General features: G+C 60.7%; 13 protein-coding genes and 1 tRNA gene. 9 read left to right on the forward strand and 5 right to left on the reverse strand.

Going from position 1 to position 18,376, the window contains the following annotated elements; all coding sequences use genetic code 11:
• Window positions 1-813: an ABC transporter permease gene (locus AC5I5B_RS14235; protein ID WP_020010469.1), complete on the forward strand. Its 813-nt coding sequence runs from the start codon at window positions 1-3 to the stop codon at window positions 811-813.
• 313 nt (window positions 814-1,126) lie between these two features.
• On the opposite strand, the gene AC5I5B_RS14240 is transcribed toward AC5I5B_RS14235, so the two are convergent.
• Window positions 1,127-2,791, reverse strand: coding sequence for an ABC transporter permease (locus AC5I5B_RS14240; RefSeq protein WP_162695460.1), 1,665 nt, complete (start codon window positions 2,789-2,791; stop codon window positions 1,127-1,129).
• 79 nt (window positions 2,792-2,870) lie between these two features.
• Complete coding sequence (locus AC5I5B_RS14245) at window positions 2,871-6,647, reverse strand: ATP-binding protein (protein WP_111833702.1); 3,777 nt, start codon at window positions 6,645-6,647, stop codon at window positions 2,871-2,873.
• A 315-nt stretch (window positions 6,648-6,962) separates the two neighbouring features.
• On the opposite strand from AC5I5B_RS14245, the gene AC5I5B_RS14250 reads away from it, so the two are divergent.
• From AC5I5B_RS14250 to AC5I5B_RS14260, 3 genes are all read left to right on the forward strand, one after another.
• Window positions 6,963-7,039: transfer RNA gene (locus AC5I5B_RS14250), tRNA-His, on the forward strand.
• A 271-nt stretch (window positions 7,040-7,310) separates the two neighbouring features.
• A complete protein-coding gene (locus tag AC5I5B_RS14255; protein WP_031234391.1) occupies window positions 7,311-8,939 on the forward strand; it encodes a Ppx/GppA phosphatase family protein in 1,629 nt (542 codons plus the stop codon).
• Window positions 8,936-9,676 carry an RlmE family RNA methyltransferase gene (locus AC5I5B_RS14260; protein ID WP_003503282.1) on the forward strand — a complete coding sequence of 247 codons (741 nt, stop codon included), beginning with the start codon at window positions 8,936-8,938 and terminating at the stop codon, window positions 9,674-9,676. Before AC5I5B_RS14255 ends, AC5I5B_RS14260 begins: the two co-directional genes overlap by 4 nt.
• Here AC5I5B_RS14260 and AC5I5B_RS14265 read toward each other — a convergent pair whose 3' ends face one another.
• Window positions 9,677-11,074: an MDR family MFS transporter gene (locus AC5I5B_RS14265; RefSeq protein WP_020010474.1), complete on the reverse strand. Its 1,398-nt coding sequence runs from the start codon at window positions 11,072-11,074 to the stop codon at window positions 9,677-9,679.
• Between the two features lie 209 nt (window positions 11,075-11,283).
• On the opposite strand from AC5I5B_RS14265, the gene AC5I5B_RS14270 reads away from it, so the two are divergent.
• The 5 genes from AC5I5B_RS14270 (at window position 11,284) to AC5I5B_RS14290 (ending at window position 16,659) form a co-directional block, all read left to right on the forward strand.
• On the forward strand, window positions 11,284-12,285 hold the full coding sequence (locus AC5I5B_RS14270; protein WP_031234390.1) for an MBL fold metallo-hydrolase: 1,002 nt from the start codon (window positions 11,284-11,286) through the stop codon (window positions 12,283-12,285).
• Between the two features lie 179 nt (window positions 12,286-12,464).
• A complete protein-coding gene (gene guaB / locus AC5I5B_RS14275; RefSeq protein WP_020812622.1) occupies window positions 12,465-13,970 on the forward strand; it encodes an IMP dehydrogenase in 1,506 nt (501 codons plus the stop codon).
• A 115-nt stretch (window positions 13,971-14,085) separates the two neighbouring features.
• A complete protein-coding gene (locus tag AC5I5B_RS14280) occupies window positions 14,086-14,487 on the forward strand; it encodes an MAPEG family protein (RefSeq protein WP_003503274.1) in 402 nt (133 codons plus the stop codon).
• 149 nt (window positions 14,488-14,636) lie between these two features.
• The gene (gene adhP / locus AC5I5B_RS14285; RefSeq protein ID WP_003503273.1) at window positions 14,637-15,665 is read left to right on the forward strand and encodes an alcohol dehydrogenase AdhP; all 1,029 of its coding nucleotides are present in this window, start codon (window positions 14,637-14,639) and stop codon (window positions 15,663-15,665) included.
• A 118-nt stretch (window positions 15,666-15,783) separates the two neighbouring features.
• A complete protein-coding gene (locus AC5I5B_RS14290; RefSeq protein WP_495752742.1) occupies window positions 15,784-16,659 on the forward strand; it encodes a dienelactone hydrolase family protein in 876 nt (291 codons plus the stop codon).
• A 276-nt stretch (window positions 16,660-16,935) separates the two neighbouring features.
• Here AC5I5B_RS14290 and moaB read toward each other — a convergent pair whose 3' ends face one another.
• Window positions 16,936-17,481 carry a molybdenum cofactor biosynthesis protein B gene (gene moaB, locus AC5I5B_RS14295; protein ID WP_060722926.1) on the reverse strand — a complete coding sequence of 182 codons (546 nt, stop codon included), beginning with the start codon at window positions 17,479-17,481 and terminating at the stop codon, window positions 16,936-16,938.
• Between the two features lie 10 nt (window positions 17,482-17,491).
• A complete protein-coding gene (locus AC5I5B_RS14300) occupies window positions 17,492-18,376 on the reverse strand; it encodes a 4-(cytidine 5'-diphospho)-2-C-methyl-D-erythritol kinase (RefSeq protein ID WP_111833699.1) in 885 nt (294 codons plus the stop codon).

The following is an 18,376-nucleotide window of genomic DNA, read 5'->3' on the forward strand; positions in this document are numbered from 1 at the left end:
ATGAAGCGCGGAAAATTCGACATCACCGTCCTCACCCTCGGTTTTGCCTTTCTCTATATCCCGATCATCATCCTGATCGTTTATTCCTTCAACGCCTCCAAGCTGGTCACCGTCTGGGGCGGGTTTTCGCTGCAATGGTATCGCTCCATGTGGTCGAACCAGGGGCTGATGGACGCTGCCTGGGTGACGCTGCGCGTCGGTATCCTCAGCGCCACCATCGGCACCATCCTCGGCACTCTGGCGGCGCTGTCGCTCACCCGCTTTGCCCGCTTCCCCGGTCGGGTACTGTTTTCCGGCATGATCTATGCGCCGCTCGTCATGCCGGAGGTGATTACCGGCCTGTCGCTGCTGCTGCTCTTCGTGGCGGTCGGGGTGGATCGCGGTTTCTGGACCGTGGTCATTGCGCACACCACCTTCACCATGTGTTACGTGGCGATCGTCGTGCAGTCGCGCCTTTTGACCTTCGATCGCAGTCTGGAGGAGGCGGCGCTCGATCTCGGCTGCCCGCCGGTCAAGACCTTCTTCCGCATCACCCTGCCTTTGATATTCCCCGCCGTTATCGCCGGCTGGATGCTGGCCTTCACCCTGTCGCTCGATGATCTTGTCATCGCCAGCTTCGCCACCGGCCCCGGTGCGACGACGCTGCCGATCAAGATCTACTCGCAGGTCCGCCTTGGCGTGACACCGGAAATCAACGCCATCTGCACGATCCTCATCGGGCTTGTGACCATCGGCGTTATCGTTGCCTCCATCGCATCCAAACGCACGGAGTTGCAGCGGATGCGGGATGAACACGCCGCCGCTCGACACTGATCAAACGGACCTCTTCGATTTTCTCGCGTTACTGTTGAAATCGCGATTAATTCAGGAACTTTTAATTTAGTTTCGGCGCTTTACGGTCTCAGAATAGGAATTTTCGTCGGTAATTGCTCGATTTTGGTTTTAACCGCTTGTTAATAGGAGTTGGCGGAAAGTAAACCCAACGCAGGGCTGTCAAATTTCTGATGGCCGGGATTGATAATTTCCATATCGCGAGGTTGTCCCCCTTTCTCTCGTTGAAAAAAAGCACAACTAATACAGGCGGTCGCAAGGCCGCCTTTCTTTTTGCCGCGACGGCCGATGCCATTCAGCGATTTTCCGGATGATCCATCGATTTCGAGACCAGCAGCACAGGAACAAGCCCGGCGATAATGATGATGATCGCCGGTACGGCAGCATCCTGCACCTTTGAGCGGGATGCATCCTCATAGACCAGCGTTGCCAGCGTGTTGAAACCGAAAGGCCGGAGCAGGATGGTGGCCGGCAATTCCTTCATGGATTCGATCAGCACCAGAAGAAAAGCAGTCAGCGCGGCCGGCCGCATGTTCGGCAACAGCACCTTGAACAGCGTCTGTGCCCGGTTGCGCCCAAGCGTTCGCGAGGCCATGTCGATATGCGGCGAGAGCTTCTGGAAACCGGCATCGAGCGTGCCTTCCGCCATGGTCATGAAGCGCACGGCATGGGCATAGATGATGGCGAAGGCGGTGCCTGATAGTAGCAGGCCGCTGGAAAAGCCGAAATGGGAACGGATGAACCCGTCGACGCCGTTATCGAGGCTGGCCAGCGGAATGAGCACGCCAATGGCGAGCACGGTTCCCGGCACGCCATATCCCATTGAGCCGAAGCGGGCGGCGACCTTGGAGGTACGCGAGCGCTCGGTGCGGATGGCATAGGAAAACACAAAAGCGGCAATCAGCGTCACGAAGGCGGCGGAAAGCGAGACTTCGAGACTGTGTCCGAGCGCTTTCAGAAGCTTCGGGGAGAACAGCGCGTCGAGCCTCTTTGCTGCGTAACCGCCGAGCACGATCACCGGAATGAAGAATCCGCTCGCCACGGGTACGAAGCAGAACAGGCCGGCGCACCAGCGCCGCCAGCCGGTCAGCGCCTTCAGCCGGTGGCGCTGCGCCATGCTTGTCGCCTTCGGCGCGCCGAAGCGCTGTTTTTCGCGGGCGTTGCGTTCGATGACGATCAGTGCACCGACGATGATGAGGATGACGGCGGCGATCTGGGTCGCATTGGCAAGATTGCCGCGGTTAAGCCAGGTCTCGTAAATGGTGAAGGTCAGCGTCTGGACGCCGAGATATTCGACCGCGCCGATATCGTTCAGCGTCTCCATCAATACCAGCGACAGGCCGATGGCAATCGCCGGCCGCGCCATCGGCAATTGCACGGAGAAGAACACGTTCAGAGGCCTTGCGCCAAGCGTGCGGGCCGCATCAGCCGCAAAACGTCCCTGCATGGAAAAGGCGGCGCGCGCCGAGAGATAGACATAGGGATAGAGTACCGAGCTCAGAACGATGACAGCACCGCCGAGCGAGCGTATATCCGGAAACCAGTAATCGCGGATGCTGTGATAACCGAAGACGTCGCGAAGGGTGCTCTGCACCGGGCCGGTAAAGTCGAGAAACTCACCGAACGCATAGGCTGCCAGATAGGACGGAATGGCGAGCGGCAGGACAAGTGCTGCCGACAATAGTCGTCGCAGCGGAAACTCGAATGTGGTGATGAGCCAGGCGCAGACAATACCGAAAAATGCCGTCGTCGCGGCCGTCATCCCCAGCAGCATGAAGGTGCGAAAGCCGGCGCGCGGCAGAACATTGGCGAGAAGATGCTGCCACCCCTCCGTGCTGCCGGTCAGCGCCAGCCAGAAGATCGCCAGAATGGGCATGGCGGCAATGGCTGCGACGATGATGGCCGCAATCGGCAATAGCGAAACGCGTTTTGTCGCGGGAAGGGGAGCCGTCATGGGCATGCGAGCCTGCTGTCTTGCAAAAGCCTTAGCCGACTGATCCTTCAGCCGGCGGCTTTCGCATTGCTACGCCCGCATGACGTCAGTTGGCAAGAACCCGCTGCGACGGAAAGGTGATTTCCACCAGCGTTCCTTCATTTGGCGTCGAGGTGATGGAGAAATTCGCACGGTTGGCGTCCACCATGGCCTTGGTCAGCGGCAGGCCGAGCCCGGTGCCGTCGCCCCGCACACGTTTGCCGGAAGAGGCCACTTGCCGGAACGGCTTCATGGCCTGCTCCAGTTCCGCGCGCGTCATGCCGATGCCGGTATCGCGGATGCGCAGCGACACGCTGCCATTGGCTTCATAGGCTGTGGAAACGACGATCTGGCCGCCTGATGGCGTGAAACGGATGGCGTTCGACAGGATGTTCAGCACGATCTGCTTGATCGAGCGCAGGTCGGCGACGATCTGCGGCACAGATTGCGCAAGGGCCGTGCGGATAATGACACGCTGGTTATTGGCTTGCGGCTGCACCAGCGACACCGCCTCGGCCACCGTCTCGTTCAGCGGCACGGCGATGAAATCCACATCCATCTGCCCGGCCTCGATCTTCGAAATATCGAGGAGATCATTGACGATATCGAGCACATGCCGGCCGGAGCGGCCGATATCATTGGAATATTCCACATAGCGCGAATGGCCGATAGGCCCGAAGCGTTCAGTCGCCATCATGTCGGCAAAGCCGATGATGGCGTTGAGCGGCGTGCGGATTTCATGGCTGACGCGCGCGAGGAAATCGGTCTTGTGGGCATTGGCGGTTTCCGCCGCCCGCTTGGCGTTGCGCAGTTCCTCTTCCGTGCGCTTCCACTGGGTGATATCACGGATGACAACGCAATAGCCATGCGAGGATTTAAGCCGGCCGATGGTCATGAACAGCGGCAGGAAGCCGCCGGATGCCTCGCGGCCGATCACTTCGCGGCCATCATTCAGCACGCTCGCGACACCGTTATTGGCAAGGCCGGAAAGATAGTCCAGCACGGCGCGCTGGCTCTCATGGGCAAAGAGGGTGACGAAAGGTTTGCCGGCGATTTCGCCATTATCATAATTGAACAGCGCGCTGGCGGAACGGTTGAGCGAGCGGATTTCGCCTTCGTCTCCCAGAAGCACCACGCCATCGGTGGCGGTTTCCAGAATGGAGTGCAGTTCCTCCACTTCGCCCTGCAGGAGGGAGAGGCTGCCTGCTTCCGCATTTTCGATGTCGCCGGCCGCTATGTTTTCGTTGGCGGCCGCAACCGGCGCCTGCTTTTCCTCAAGCGGCACCAGCGACAGCATCAGCGCCTTGGTTTCTTCCCAGCGGATGGATTGTAGCCGCGCCTTGACCGGAATGATGTCGTTTTCGGCGCTGACGACGACCATGCCGCCCTCATTGTCCGGCATGTCCTCCAGATCCTGCCGCTGCAGCAGCGCTTCCAGCCCGCCGACATCTTGCAGTTCGGCGAGAGAACCATATCCCGTCAACCGCAGAAAATCCGGATTGGCGTGGATCAGCCTGTCGCCGGCATGCACCAGAAGCGCAACGGGCATCTGGTCCAGCGTCTCGGCCGTCAACGCATTTGCGGGGCGAACGGACGGGCTGACCATGGAGGCGGCAATATCGGCAGTCGGCTGCTCGTCAATTGCAGTCTCCTGCTTTTCGTCAGAGCCGCTTTCATCCGCCGCTGCGCGAATGGTCGCGGGCTGCTCGCCACGAACATAGTCCGCAAAAAGATCGTCTTCTTCCGCCGGTTCGTTCGTCTTTTCGTCATTTTTCGTATCGAAGGGTGCGCTTTCCGGCGCATCCGCAACGATATCCTGCTGGATATCCTGCCCTGCCGGCTCGGCGGAAATGGTCTCCGCATCTGTGCCCGGGTTTTCCTCCGAAGCAGTATCCGCCGGCGCCAGAGCCCGGCCGATTTCGCGGAAGGCAGCCTGCTCGCCTGCGGTCAGGCCCTCGCGGGAGCGGGAACGGCGCTCCTCCAGATGGACGACCTTGTCGGAATAGGTTGGCTCCAGCGCCGGCGCTATGACAGGCGCTTCGAATTCCGGCGGGGTATAATCAAGGTGCGGTTCTTCGACAGGGACCGCATCCGATGCGCCGTCTGCCGCATCGAGGTCCGTTGCCGGGGCCTCATCCTCACCGGAATCGCCGCCTTCGTCGTCATCCTCATCGATAAAGGCCAGCAATTCGTGGCTTTCATCCTCGATAGACGGCTGCGGTAGTGCTTCTACCGGATCGGCCTCTTCGCCATCGAGGAAGGTAAGGCCCGTGGCATGCGGGTCTTCGGTGGCATCGGCAAGCCGCACGATACCGAAACCGCGGAAACCGTCGAATTCGCGTGAGCGCGTATAGGTGGGCAGGGCGGCGAGATCGATCGGCACCATCAGCGATGTGCCTTCCACCGGCCAATAGATCGTCTTGCCCGACCAGGTGTCGCGACGGCCGAGAAGCTCGCGGATCTTGCCGTCGGGATCGAGATTGAACAGGGCCGCGACATCGGCAAAGCCCATGCCTTCGACGGCAGCAGCCTTGGCGCCCACGGCTTCCGCAAACTCATGCGAGATCGAGCTGAAACGTCCTTCGGCGTCGATTTTCCAGACGAAACGGGAAGCGCGTGCACCAGCATTGAAGACAAAAGGCTGTGCTTCTGCGCCAGCGCCGTTGTCTGTCTCCTCGGTCTCCGTCGTTATCTCCTCATCCGCCGCAGGAGCAGCTTCTGCCGCTGCGGTTTCGAGGATTTCATCGTTCGCAACTGCGCTTTCTTCGGCCCGGGCCTCTTCGGCAGGGGCGTCGACGATCGCCCGCTCGGTTAAGGGAGCCTCTGATTCATCTTCATCAAGTTCGAAAAGATCGGCGATGTCGTCAGTCATCGCCATATCAGCGGCGGCGTCGGCCTCCTGCGCGGAAAGCTCCGCCGGGGTCTCCGCTCCGATTTCCGGCAACGTCAGAAGGCTGTTCTCATCCTGCTGTGCTGCCACTTCCTCTTCGGGATCGGCCAGCAGTTCCTGCACCTCTTCCACATCTTCGATGCCAGCGACGGCATCGAGCACGGAATCGAAGGAGGCGGCTGTTGCGACAGCAGGCGCGGCCTCCGCAACCGGCAAGGCGGGTTCGGCGGCGGTGGGCGTTTCCTGCGGCCTGTCTTCCGCAAAACCATTAACGGGGTCGAGTGTGCCCAGCGCGGTTTCGACCACGAACATGAGGTTCAGTTCGGGCGATGCCGCGATCTGGCCGGTAGCGGCGGGCAGATAGCCCTTGCCGGTTGGCACCGGCCGCTTGACGAGACGGCCGGACTGGCCGGCTGCCATTTTCACCAGTGTCCGCGCCGTGTGCGGCGTGATACCGAGCGACGAAAAGCCGGGCGAGGCGGCGATAATCTCGTTCGCGCCGTTCAGAACCGCCATATGGATATCGGGATCGTCAAAACCTTCGATCATGCGCCGGGCGCATTCTGCCGTGTCGGGTGCGGCCTGATCGGTAAGGGCCGAAAACAGGATGGCCGGCTGACCGGGCTCGGCCTCGATGATTTCCGCGCGCGCGGTGACGGCAAGGCTGCGGAAACCCGATGTGACGCGAATGGTAAACGGCAGGCTGTCGCCCGCTTTGGAAAGCCGCGCCGCCGTGGCCGCCAATTGCCGGAAGGTCACGTCCTGTGGCTTCGGGCCCTGTTCCAGAAAATCATAGACCATCGGCGTGCCGAACAGCGCCGCACCCCGGCCATTGGCCCAAAGGGCATTTTTAAGGTCCAGCGAGAACAGCGCCATGGCCGCGCCACGCCCGAAACCTTCACGCACCCGTTCATGTACTGCGATATCGATAAAGGGATACTGGACGGCGGGCATGTCGAAACCTATTCTGGCACTACCGGACCTTGCGGGCTTTCGGCTTCCTCATGAAGCGCAAAACGTAAACCCGCCGAGGCATCACGTTAACAGAATTTTAAATAACTTCACAGCGCTGCCGGGTCCACCATCTGCGGGATGAATCGCCAAATAGAGTTAACATCAACAGGCCGCTGCGGCTTCTCCATGTCAGCCCGGCCCATTGAAAAGAACTTGCCTTTCGACGCCTTTTTTCGCAAAATTCGAAGAGGCACTTGCAAATGGGGGAAACACCTTTTATGTCACCCCCCGTGACGCCGCTTCGGCGTTTCATGTGCGGTTGTAGCTCAGTTGGTTAGAGCGCAGGTTTGTGGCACCTGAGGTCGGTGGTTCGACCCCACTCAACCGTACCATTCCCCTCTCCCGATAAGTCTATATGTCACAATGACTTACCGGGAGAGGGGAGTATTTTCTTCCGTCGATGCTGTTCATGCCTGCGGATCCCTGCTGAAGCCCTGACGCCGCGCAGGCTGCTTCCGATTTCCGAAAATCCCCAAAACCATTGCGTGACTGTGTCGTTCCCATGCAGCATGGGTAACGCATGAACCCTGGGCCACATGCAGCCCGGCAAAAACCATTTGGCTAAAATCTCTTGCGCTGGTATTGTCCGCCCAACGAAACCTTATGAAAGCCAGCAGCATAGCGTCTACGCTTGTGCGCGGCGAAATGGACAAGACAGTGATCGACCCCGGAAACGGCCCAAAGCCGTCGGAACAAGGGGCGTCGGTGGCGAACAAAGGGAAAGCGAAGCGATCCCGTCGTGGCAAGAAACACAAGCGTGACGGTCAGCCCCGTGACGCTGTTGTGCTGTCGCATGATGTTGCCGCGGATGTTCCGGCCGGTTCCTCCTACGTATCGGCTCTCGAGCCGGATGCCGAGCCGCGCAAGAGAAAGCGCCGCAGGCGCTCCCGCGGCAAGGGTACGTCTCAACAGGCTGCCCCAGCTTCCAGCGCGCAGACGCAGGCTCCAGCCGCAACAGATGCGGCCAATCCATCCTCCGTGCCGCCGGGCGGCGGGCGAAAGTCGCGCCACCGCAAGCGTGGGCATCGCGATCCGCGCGGCCGTGATCCACAGGGTCGTCCGCTGGTTCCTACCCATGCGCCGAAACATGTCGGCAAGCAGAATGGCCGGGCCAACGGGGCTGGACAGGAACCGCACCGGCAATCCGAAATATCCGCCCGCCACGCAGGCCGCCAGCACGAGCATGGCCAGGAGCCGCCGGCGGATATGTATGCCGCGCTCGATCTCGGCACCAATAATTGCCGCCTTCTGATCGCGCAGCCGACGCGGCCCGGTCAGTTCCGGGTCGTCGATGCCTTTTCGCGTATCGTCCGGCTGGGTGAGGGGCTGGTGTCGAGTGGGCGGCTGTCCGATGATGCCATGGATCGTGCTGTCGAGGCGCTGAAAGTCTGCTCCGCGAAACTCTCGGGCCGCCCGATCAGGCGCATGCGTCTCATCGCCACCGAGGCCTGCCGCGCTGCGTCGAATGGCGAAGAGTTTCTGGCGCGTGTCACGCGGGAAACGGGACTGAAGCTTGAAATCATCAGCCGCGAGACGGAAGCCCGCCTTGCGGTGTCTGGCTGCGCCTCGCTCGTCGGGCGTGAAGCACGCTCCGTCGTGCTGTTCGATATCGGTGGCGGATCCTCGGAAATCGCCGTTATCAAGGTCGGGGAAAATCGCTCGAACCGGCTCGCCAATCACATCACCCACTGGACCTCGCTGCCGGTTGGCGTCGTCACGCTTTCGGAACGTCACGGCGGCCGTGATGTGACGCCGGATGTCTTTGCCGCCATGGTGCGGGAAGTCGAAGGGCTGCTCGATGCCTTCCATTGCCCGCCTCTGGCGCCGCAGATGCATCACGAGGATTTTCACCTGATCGGAACGTCGGGCACGGTGACGACGCTTGCCGGCGTCCATCTCGATCTGCCACGATACGATCGCCGCAAGGTGGATGGCCTCTGGCTTTCCGACGCCGAGGTGACGGCGATGCAGGACAAGCTTCTGGCCTGGGATTTCGCCGGCCGCGCCGCCAATGCCTGCATCGGGCCTGACAGGGCCGATCTGGTTCTGGCCGGCTGCGCCATTCTCGAGGCCATTCGCCGCCGCTGGCCGGCGCGGCGTATGCGGGTGGCCGATCGCGGTCTGCGCGAAGGCCTCTTGACGGATATGATGGCGGATGACGGCGCATGGCGGCGTAACCGCATAAGGCGCATGCAGATGACACGGCAGGACAGGACGGAAGGTTTGACATGAGCAAGGCGCCGACAAGCACCAATCGCACCGGCCGAAAGATCGGCCAGAAGGTCAAGAAGACCAAGCTCAAGGCCTCATCGCGCCGTTGGCTTGAACGTCATATCAATGACCCCTATGTGCAGCGCGCCAAGCTTGAAGGCTATCGCGCCCGCGCCGCCTTCAAGCTGCTGGAAATCAACGACAAGCATCAGATATTGAAGGGCGCGACCCGCATCATCGACCTTGGTGCGGCACCAGGAAGCTGGTCGCAGATCGCTTCGAAGGTGACGGATTCCACCGAGGACGATATCCGCGTCGCGGCGATCGATTTTCTCGAAATCGATCCCATTCCCGGCGTAAAAATCCTGCAGCTCGACTTCCTTGATCCGACAGCACCCGAAAAGCTGATGGAGGCCGTTGGCGGCACGCCTGATCTGGTATTGTCGGATATGGCGGCGCCCACCACCGGGCACCAGAAGACCGACCATATCCGCACCATGCATCTGTGTGAAGTCGCTGCCGATTTCGCCGTTCAGGTGCTGGCGGAAGGCGGCCATTTCCTTGCCAAGACCTTCCAGGGCGGCACGGAAAAGCAGTTGCTGGACATGCTGAAGAAGAACTTCAAGCAGGTGTTGCACGTCAAGCCGGCGTCCTCACGCTCGGAATCGGTGGAAATGTTCCTGCTTGCCAAGCACTTCAAGGGCCGCAAGAACGAGCCGGTTGACGCATCCGAAGCCGACGAGGCGGCGGAAGACTGATTACTCCGCCGGTTGCGAGACCTTGCCGCGGTGGCCGGAGACGGCCGCCCCGGCATTGCCGTCCATGCGGATGATCGGCACGATGGCGAACAGCGATACCAGCGCCACGATGGTGAAGGCGACGTGGAAATCGGCAAGCTGCAGATGCGAGCCTGACATCATGCTGCTGACTTCCAGAATGGAGGCGGCGAAAGCCACGCCCAGCGCCAGGCTGATCTGCTGCAGTACAGACGCCATCGAGGTCGCCTGACTGGCCTGGCTGTCCTCGATATCGGAATAGCTGAGCGCGTTTGACCCCGTGAAGAAGAAGGAACGGGCAAACCCCGCCGTGACAAGGAAGATCATGATCAGCGGATAGGGCGTTTCCGGCGTGAAGAAGCTGTTGGCAAGCGTTGTGAAGGCGCCGACGATGCCGGCCCCAATCAGCGTCGATCGGAAGCCTGTCGCCGCAAAGACCCGCTTGGCCATGAATTTCGTGGTGATCGCACCGATTGCGCCTGCAAAGGTGATCATGCCTGACTGGAACGGGTTCAACCCGAAACCGATCTGCAGCATCAGTGGCATCAGGAAGGGAATGGCGCCCGTGGAAATGCGGAAAACGGTGCCGCCGACGGAAGCCGCCCGGAAGGTCGCGTTCTGGAATATGCGGAAATCCAGAATGGGGGCAGGGTGGCGTGCGGCGTGGCGCATGTAAAGAAAACCGCAGATGAAACCGATGATCGTCGAGGCGATGCCGATGGCGGGCGGCAGGGCCGGAAGGCTGACGACCGAGAGGCCGAATACGACCCCGGAAGCGGCGATGCCTGAGAGCACGAACCCTTTGCCGTCCATCGGCGGTGGGTTGGTGGTTTCGATTTCCGGCAGGAAGATCGTCGAGAGCCAGATGCCGATGACGCCGATGGGCACGTTGATCAGGAAAATCCAGTGCCATGAAAAATAGGTGGTGATGAAGCCGCCGATGGGCGGGCCGGTCAGCGGTCCCACAAGTCCGGGTATCGTCAGCAGCGCCATGGCTGAGACGAGCTCGCTGCGCTTGGTCGTGCGCAGCAGCACGAGGCGGCCGACGGGCGTCATCATCGCACCGCCCATGCCCTGCAGGAAACGCGAAAGCACGAATTCGAACACCGACGAGGACACCGCGCAGCAGATCGACCCCACGACAAAGACGCCGATGGCGAAACGGAAGATTTTCTTCGCGCCGTATTTGTCGGCCATCCAGCCGCTGATGGGAATGAAGATCGCCAGCGCCACCATATAGGCGGTCAGCGCGAGCTTGAGCGTGATCGGCCCAACATTAAGGTCGGCTGCAATCGCCGGAAGCGAGGTGGCGATGACGGTGGAGTCCATCTGCTCCATGAAGAGAGCGACTGCCAGGATGAGGGGAATGATGCGGTTCATGAGGCTGCCTGCGGCTTTCCGCTGCGACAAAGGATATCGCCGTTCCTCCTACGCCTGATGAGCGGGCTTGCCAACACGTTAATTATCAATTTCTCAAGTTCCGATCAAACCTGCGTGAGGCCGGTTTTCTTGCAACTTTCTCGCTCTATTGTCCGTTGGGTGAGTTCAGTTGGCGATCACGGCCAGTTGGCGATATCGGGAGAAAGATGATGACCCAATCCTTGAGCATGAGCAGACGCGGCCTCATCGGTGCGGCCGGTGCAAGCGTTCTCGGCGCGCCGCTTTTGATGGCGCGCAGCGCAAATGCCCAGACCAACCAGCCGCAGACCTCCATGGAGATCAAACACGCCATGCCGCCGGAAACCAACCGCTTCAAGCTCGGCAATTTCGAAGTGCTCGTGGTGAAGGACGGCTCGCGCGCCGCACCCAATCCCGGCGAGACCTTCGGCACGGATCAGTCTGCGGAAACGGTCGGCAAATTGCTGGAAGACAATTTTCTGCCGAAGGAGCAATTCGTCAATTCCTTCTCGCCGGTTCTCATCAATACAGGCACGGACCTCGTGCTGTTCGACACCGGTTTTGGTGAGGCCGGTCGCGGCGCCGGCAATGGCCGCCTGACCGAGGGCATGGCGGCGGCCGGTTATTCGCCTGAAGATGTAACCGTGGTGGTGCTGACCCATATGCATGGCGACCACATAGGCGGGCTGATGGAAAAGGGCGCGCCTGCGTTCTCCAAGGCGCGTTATGTTTTCGGACAGGCGGAATATGATTTCTGGGCGGACGAGAAGCGTGTCGGCACACCTGCCGAGGGCGGCCATAAGGGTGTTCTGGCCAGCGTCAAGCCGCTGGCGGAAAAGGCGACCTTCATTGGCGATGGCGCCAATGTGGTGTCGGGCATCACCGGCATTGCGGCTTTCGGCCATTCGCCTGGCCATATGATCTTCCGTGTCGAATCGGAAGGCAAGCAGCTGATCCTGACGGCGGACACGGCCAATCATTTTGTCCTGTCACTGCAAAGGCCGGACTGGGAGGTCAAGTTCGACATGGACAAGGCGGCGGCGGCCGCGACCCGCAAGAAAGTCTATGACATGATCGCTACCGACCGGCTGCCCTTCCTTGGGTATCACATGCCTTTTCCGGCTGTCGGTTACGCGGAAAAGCTGGAGACGGGTTACCGTTTCGTGCCGAAATCCTATCAGTTCGATATCTGATATCTGCTGCAATGCAGCAACAGAGGGGACCCGGAAGGCAATTCCGGGTTTTTTCTATTCCCTTCCTGTCATGAACGTGTTACCAGCCCTCGCCAACTTCCAAGCAATCCTTGCAGGGCGCCGGGGTGAACTTTTCGTTCCGGAACGGCCACGCATTTTCATTATGAAGGAATTTGGTCATGGCACGCATCATTCAAACACCCACTGGTTTGGACGCTCTCACATTTGACGATGTGTTGCTGCAACCCGGACATTCCGAGGTTATGCCGGGACAGACGAATATCGCCACCCGCATCGCCCGCGATATCGATCTCAACCTTCCAATCCTCTCTTCCGCCATGGACACGGTGACCGAAGGCCGTCTCGCTATCGCCATGGCCCAGGCCGGCGGCATCGGCGTTATCCACCGCAACCTCACCCCCATCGAACAGGCTGAAGAAGTTCGGCAGGTGAAGAAGTTCGAAAGCGGCATGGTCGTCAACCCGGTCACGATAGGCCCGGATGCGACGCTTGCAGAAGCGCAGGCGCTGATGAAGGCGCATGGCATTTCCGGTATTCCGGTGGTTGAAAATGGCGGCTCCGGCGGCCACAAGAACGGCCGCCTCGTCGGCATTCTGACGAATCGCGACGTGCGCTTCGCTTCCGATCCGCAGCAGAAAATCTATGAACTGATGACCCGCGAAAATCTGGTCACGGTCAAGGAAAGCAGCGTCGATCAGCAGGAAGCGCGCCGCCTGCTGCACAAGCACCGCATTGAAAAGTTGCTGGTGGTGGATGGAAAAGGCAATTGCGTCGGCCTCATCACCGTCAAGGATATCGAGAAATCGCAGCTTAATCCCAATGCCACCAAGGATGCACAGGGCCGTCTTCGCGCCGCCGCCGCCATCAGCGTTGGTGCCGATGCCATCGAGCGCGCCGAGCGCCTCATCGATGCTGGTGTAGACCTTCTGGTCGTCGATACCGCACACGGCCATTCGCAGCGCGTGCTCGATGCCGTTTCGGTGGTCAAGAAGATGTCGAACTCGGTTCGCATCATCGCCGGCAATGTCGCAACCGCTGACGGCACCAAGGCGCTGATCGATGCCGGCGCCGATGGCGTCAAGGTCGGTATCGGCCCCGGTTCCATCTGCACCACCCGCATCGTCGCCGGCGTCGGCGTTCCGCAGCTTGCCGCGATCATGTCGTCGGTCGAGGTGGCCAATGCGGCTGACATTCCTGTCATCGCCGATGGCGGCATCAAGTTCTCGGGCGATCTGGCCAAGGCGATCGCCGCCGGTGCCTCCGCCGTCATGATCGGCTCGCTTTTGGCCGGTACGGATGAAAGCCCGGGCGAGGTGTTCCTCTACCAGGGCCGTTCCTTCAAGGCCTATCGCGGCATGGGTTCCGTTGGCGCCATGGCGCGCGGCTCGGCAGACCGTTATTTCCAGGCGGAAGTGCGCGATACGCTGAAGCTCGTTCCCGAGGGCATCGAAGGCCAGGTTCCCTATAAGGGTCCGGTTTCCGGCGTGCTGCACCAGCTGGCTGGTGGCCTCAAGGCCGCCATGGGTTATGTCGGCGGCAGCAACATCAAGGAATTCCAGGAGCGCGCCACCTTCGTTCGCATCTCCAGCGCGGGCCTGCGCGAAAGCCATGCTCATGACGTGACGATCACCCGCGAAAGCCCGAACTATCCCGGCGCGGTTTGATCTTTCGAGCCGAATCCGTAAAAAGATAGGCTAGTTATTTGGCGCTCCCCGATCTCAAGCCGGATCGGGGAGCGTTTTCACGATTGGGGGAGAAAGCATGTCACCAACGACCGCAATGTTCTGGCCGATGATCGCCCATGTCTTTCTCGTCTTCTTGCTTTACGGCCTGCTGATCATCCGGCGCAACAAATACACCTTCAAGGATCGCGAATCGGCGATCAAGCTGCGTGATCACGGCGAGGAGGCGCACGAAAGCCGTTTGGTGAACCGCAATATCGCCAACCAGTTCGAGCTGCCGGTCCTGTTCCACATCGCCTGCCTGCTGCTTTACATCACGGATGCGGATAATGTCGTCACCGTTGTTCTGGCGTGGCTGTTCGTGCTCTCGCGCTACGTCCATTCCTATGTCCACGTCACCAGCAATCGCCTGCGTCAGCGCGGGGCATTGTTCGGCATCGGCTTTGCACTGGTCGTCTGCCTGTGGGCATGGCTCGCCATATGGTTGGCGCTGGAATAAATCAGCACCGTGAGGTTGCCTCATAAGTGAGACAATCCCGCCTTGCAAAATACTCCGATTTGCGATGGGTCAATTCCATGACGCCGCATCCCCGTTAATCTCTGCCTGCCGTCGAGGATTTCAGGCGAGCAGAGATTAGGGAGTATGTCATGGCTAAGACAATGAAGGCGGCGGTTGTCCGCGCATTTGGAAAACCGCTGACCATCGAGGAAGTGGCGATACCGGATCCCGGTCCCGGTGAAATTCTCATCAACTACAAGGCGACGGGCATTTGCCACACCGACCTGCACGCAGCAACGGGCGACTGGCCGGTCAAGCCCAACCCGCCCTTCATTCCCGGCCATGAAGGTGTCGGTTATGTCGCCAAGATCGGCGCAGGCGTCACCGGCATCAAGGAAGGCGACCGCGCCGGCACACCGTGGCTCTACACCGCCTGCGGATGCTGCATTCCCTGCCGTACCGGCTGGGAGACCCTTTGCCCAAGCCAGAAGAATTCGGGTTATTCCGTTAATGGCAGCTTTGCCGAATATGGCCTTGCCGATCCGAAATTCGTCGGCCGCCTGCCGGATAATCTAGAATTCGGTCCCGCCGCACCCGTGCTCTGCGCCGGTGTCACCGTCTACAAGGGTCTGAAGGAAACCGAAGTCAGGCCCGGTGAGTGGGTGGTCATTTCAGGCATTGGCGGGCTTGGCCACATGGCCGTGCAATATGCGAAGGCGATGGGCATGCATGTCGTTGCTGCCGATATTTTCGCCGAAAAGCTGGCGCTTGCGAAAAAACTCGGAGCCGATGTCGTCGTCAATGGCCGTGCGCCTGACGCAGTTGAGCAGGTGCAGAAGGCAACCGGCGGTGTCCATGGCGCGCTGGTGACGGCGGTTTCGCCCAAGGCCATGGAGCAGGCCTACGGTTTCCTCCGCTCCAAGGGGACGATGGCGCTTGTCGGCCTGCCGCCGGGCTTTATCTCCATTCCGGTTTTCGACACGGTGCTGAAGCGCATCACGGTGCGCGGCTCCATCGTCGGCACACGGCAGGATCTGGAGGAGGCGCTGACCTTTGCCGGAGAAGGCAAGGTCGCCGCCCACTTCTCGTGGGACAAGCTCGAAAACATCAACGATATCTTCCATCGCATGGAAGAGGGCAAGATCGACGGCCGCATCGTCGTGGACCTCGCCGCCTGATGTGAAAATGCGGCCGCGGCGCTCACGCAAATGTGTGACGCCGCTTCCGCCCGCATCGTTCCCCGCAGGGCGATCTGCGCTATCCTTCCGCATCCGTGCGTTCAAGGAGGATAGAGCGATGGACAAGCCCAAGATTACGCAGGCCATGATCGACGCTTATGATGAATATACCCATCTCAGCCTCGACCGCCGCAAATTCATGGAAAAGCTCACCGTGCTGGCCGGCTCCGGTGCGGCCGCCGCGGCAATCGCCCCGCTGCTTTCCGCCAACAGCGCCCGTGCGGCAATCGTAGCACCCGGTGATGCGGGGATCGTCGCGGAAGAGGTGACATATCCCGGCCCCGCCGGCGAGATGAAGGGTTACCTCGTTACACCGAAATCGGCGTCTGGCCCCATCGGCTCGGTCATTGTCATCCATGAGAACCGCGGTCTGAACGACCATATCCGTGACGTGGCCAGACGGGTGGCGCTTGCCGGTTTCCGGGCGCTTGCGGTCGATTTCCTCTCCCCGCAGGGCGGCACGCCCGCTGACGAGGAGAAGGCACGGCAGATGTTCAGCGGTCTCGACATGGATGCGACCGTCGCCAACGCCGAAGCGGGCCGGGTATGGCTTGCGGCAAGGCAGGGGGCGAATGGCAAGGTCGGCGCGGTCGGTTTCTGCTGGGGCGGCGGGCTGGTCAATCGTTTCGCGACCAAGTCGGCAGGTTTGAATGCCGGCGTCGCCTATTATGGTCAGCAGGCGCCGGCGGCCGATGTGCCTGCCATCAAGGCGCCACTGCTTTTGCACTATGCGGGTCTCGACGAGCGCATCAATGCCGGCATCGACGCCTACAGGAAGGCGCTGGAGGAAAACGGCAAGACCTTCGAAATCTTCGTTTATGACGGCGTCAACCACGCCTTCAACAATGACACTTCCTCGGCGCGTTACGACAAGGCGGCTGCCGATCTTGCCTGGGGCCGGACGACGGATTTCTTCAAGAAATATCTGGTGTGATGGGGTTTCGAGGTTGCCACTCGGTTCTTATCACCGTTGGCGAAAGGCTCTGGATGTTGTCAATTGACAGTGGATCGAAGGCCTATGCGGCTTCACCCCCTCTGCCCTGCCGGGCATCTCCCCCTCAAGGGGGGAGATCAATCTGCGGCGATGTTTCGTCCATCTTGAAGCTTGAGAATGAAGCGACAAGAGGGCTTCTTGCCGATCTCCCCCCTTGAGGGGGAGATGCCCGGCAGGGCAGAGGGGGGTAAAGCCCGATACCCTCGATCCGCTGATCTAAACGCCACCAGCCCCGCGCTTCAAATGCTCGTCAAGCCTTGGCATTATCTCCACGAAATTGCAGGGCAGGTGGCGATAATCGAGCTGAGCCTTGAGGATGCCGTCCCACGCATCCTTGCACGCCCCCGGAGAGCCGGGCAGCACAAAGATGAAGGTCGCGTTCGCCACGCCGCCGGTCGCGCGTGACTGGATGGTGGCGGTGCCGATCTTGTCATAGGAGATACGGTGAAAGAGGGCGGAAAACCCGTCCATGCGCTTTTCGAACAGCGGTTCCAGCGCTTCTGGCGTCACATCGCGGCCGGTAAAGCCGGTGCCGCCCGTCGTGATGACCACATCCACGCCTTCAGAGAGCGTCCACTCGCGCACGGTGCCGGCAATCGCTTCCTTGTCATCAGGCACGATGGCGCGGGCGGCAAGCCTGTGGCCCGCATCTTCCAGCCTTGCGACGAGCGTATCGCCGGATTTGTCATTCTCCAGCGTGCGGCTGTCCGAAACGGTCAAAACCGCAATGCCCAAGGGGATGAAGGGTCGTTCGCCTGCCATAGCCTAATCCTCAAATGGTCCGAGTCGCCTGAAAGTACCAGCCGGGGCGTTTCTTTCGAAGCGATGTTTGCGCTATCAGGGCCGCTTCAAGGGAATGAAAAATCCCGAAACAGGTTGCACCCGAACCAGACATGCGGACAAGCGCAGCACCTTCCTGCGAGAGTAACCCGGCAATCTCCCCAATTTCCGGAAGCAGCGCCTGTGCTGGTGGTTGCAGATCGTTACGGCTCCGGGCGAGAAAATCCATCCAGCCAATTGTCGCATGGGCGGGCAGGGGCGGATTGGCCTTGTTCCGCAATCGCCGGAAAATCTCCGGTGTAGAGACGGCCTTCAGCGGATTGGCCAGAACCAGGAACAGTTCCGGCAAATTGGTGACCGGTTCAATGTCCTCGCCAATGCCGCGCGCGATCAGGGGTCGGCTCTCAAGGCACATCGGCACATCCGCTCCAAGCTTCAGGGCCATGGAGGAAAGCGCATCCGGTGCCGCCCCGGCGCGCCAGTGCCGCAAAAGCCCTCGCAGCGTCGCCGCCGCGTCCGCCGAACCGCCGCCGATGCCCGATGCCACCGGCAGGTTCTTTTCAAGGTGAATGGCGACCGGGCGTGCTGGCTGACCCGTCGACGCAAGTCTATCGCGCAACAAATCTCTGGCGCGGGTGACGAGATTGTCGCCGCCATCCCCGGCGCGCAGAAGATCGCCGAAGGGGCCTGAGATGGAGAAACTATCGGCATCGGCGTCGCGGATGCGGATCGTATCGCCGGCTTCGGTGAAGGTCACCAGCGTTTCAAGCAGATGATAACCATCCGCTCTCTGGCCGGTCACATGCAGCGCCAGATTGATCTTGGCCGGGGCCGCCTCGATTGTCTCAGCCGCCCCGGTGATGCCCTGCGTCGGCAT

Source organism: Agrobacterium sp. (assembly GCF_059499945.1).

Coding starts and splice junctions, on each gene's coding strand:
- AC5I5B_RS14235 (WP_020010469.1), top strand. CDS start 1: ATGAAGCGCGGAAAATTCGACATCACCGTCCTCACCCTCGGTTTTGCC.
- AC5I5B_RS14240 (WP_162695460.1), bottom strand. CDS start 2,791: ATGCCCATGACGGCTCCCCTTCCCGCGACAAAACGCGTTTCGCTATTG.
- AC5I5B_RS14245 (WP_111833702.1), bottom strand. CDS start 6,647: ATGCCCGCCGTCCAGTATCCCTTTATCGATATCGCAGTACATGAACGG.
- AC5I5B_RS14255 (WP_031234391.1), top strand. CDS start 7,311: ATGAAAGCCAGCAGCATAGCGTCTACGCTTGTGCGCGGCGAAATGGAC.
- AC5I5B_RS14260 (WP_003503282.1), top strand. CDS start 8,936: ATGAGCAAGGCGCCGACAAGCACCAATCGCACCGGCCGAAAGATCGGC.
- AC5I5B_RS14265 (WP_020010474.1), bottom strand. CDS start 11,074: ATGAACCGCATCATTCCCCTCATCCTGGCAGTCGCTCTCTTCATGGAG.
- AC5I5B_RS14270 (WP_031234390.1), top strand. CDS start 11,284: ATGACCCAATCCTTGAGCATGAGCAGACGCGGCCTCATCGGTGCGGCC.
- guaB (WP_020812622.1), top strand. CDS start 12,465: ATGGCACGCATCATTCAAACACCCACTGGTTTGGACGCTCTCACATTT.
- AC5I5B_RS14280 (WP_003503274.1), top strand. CDS start 14,086: ATGTTCTGGCCGATGATCGCCCATGTCTTTCTCGTCTTCTTGCTTTAC.
- adhP (WP_003503273.1), top strand. CDS start 14,637: ATGGCTAAGACAATGAAGGCGGCGGTTGTCCGCGCATTTGGAAAACCG.
- AC5I5B_RS14290 (WP_495752742.1), top strand. CDS start 15,784: ATGGACAAGCCCAAGATTACGCAGGCCATGATCGACGCTTATGATGAA.
- moaB (WP_060722926.1), bottom strand. CDS start 17,481: ATGGCAGGCGAACGACCCTTCATCCCCTTGGGCATTGCGGTTTTGACC.
- AC5I5B_RS14300 (WP_111833699.1), bottom strand. CDS start 18,376: ATGCCGACGCAGGGCATCACCGGGGCGGCTGAGACAATCGAGGCGGCC.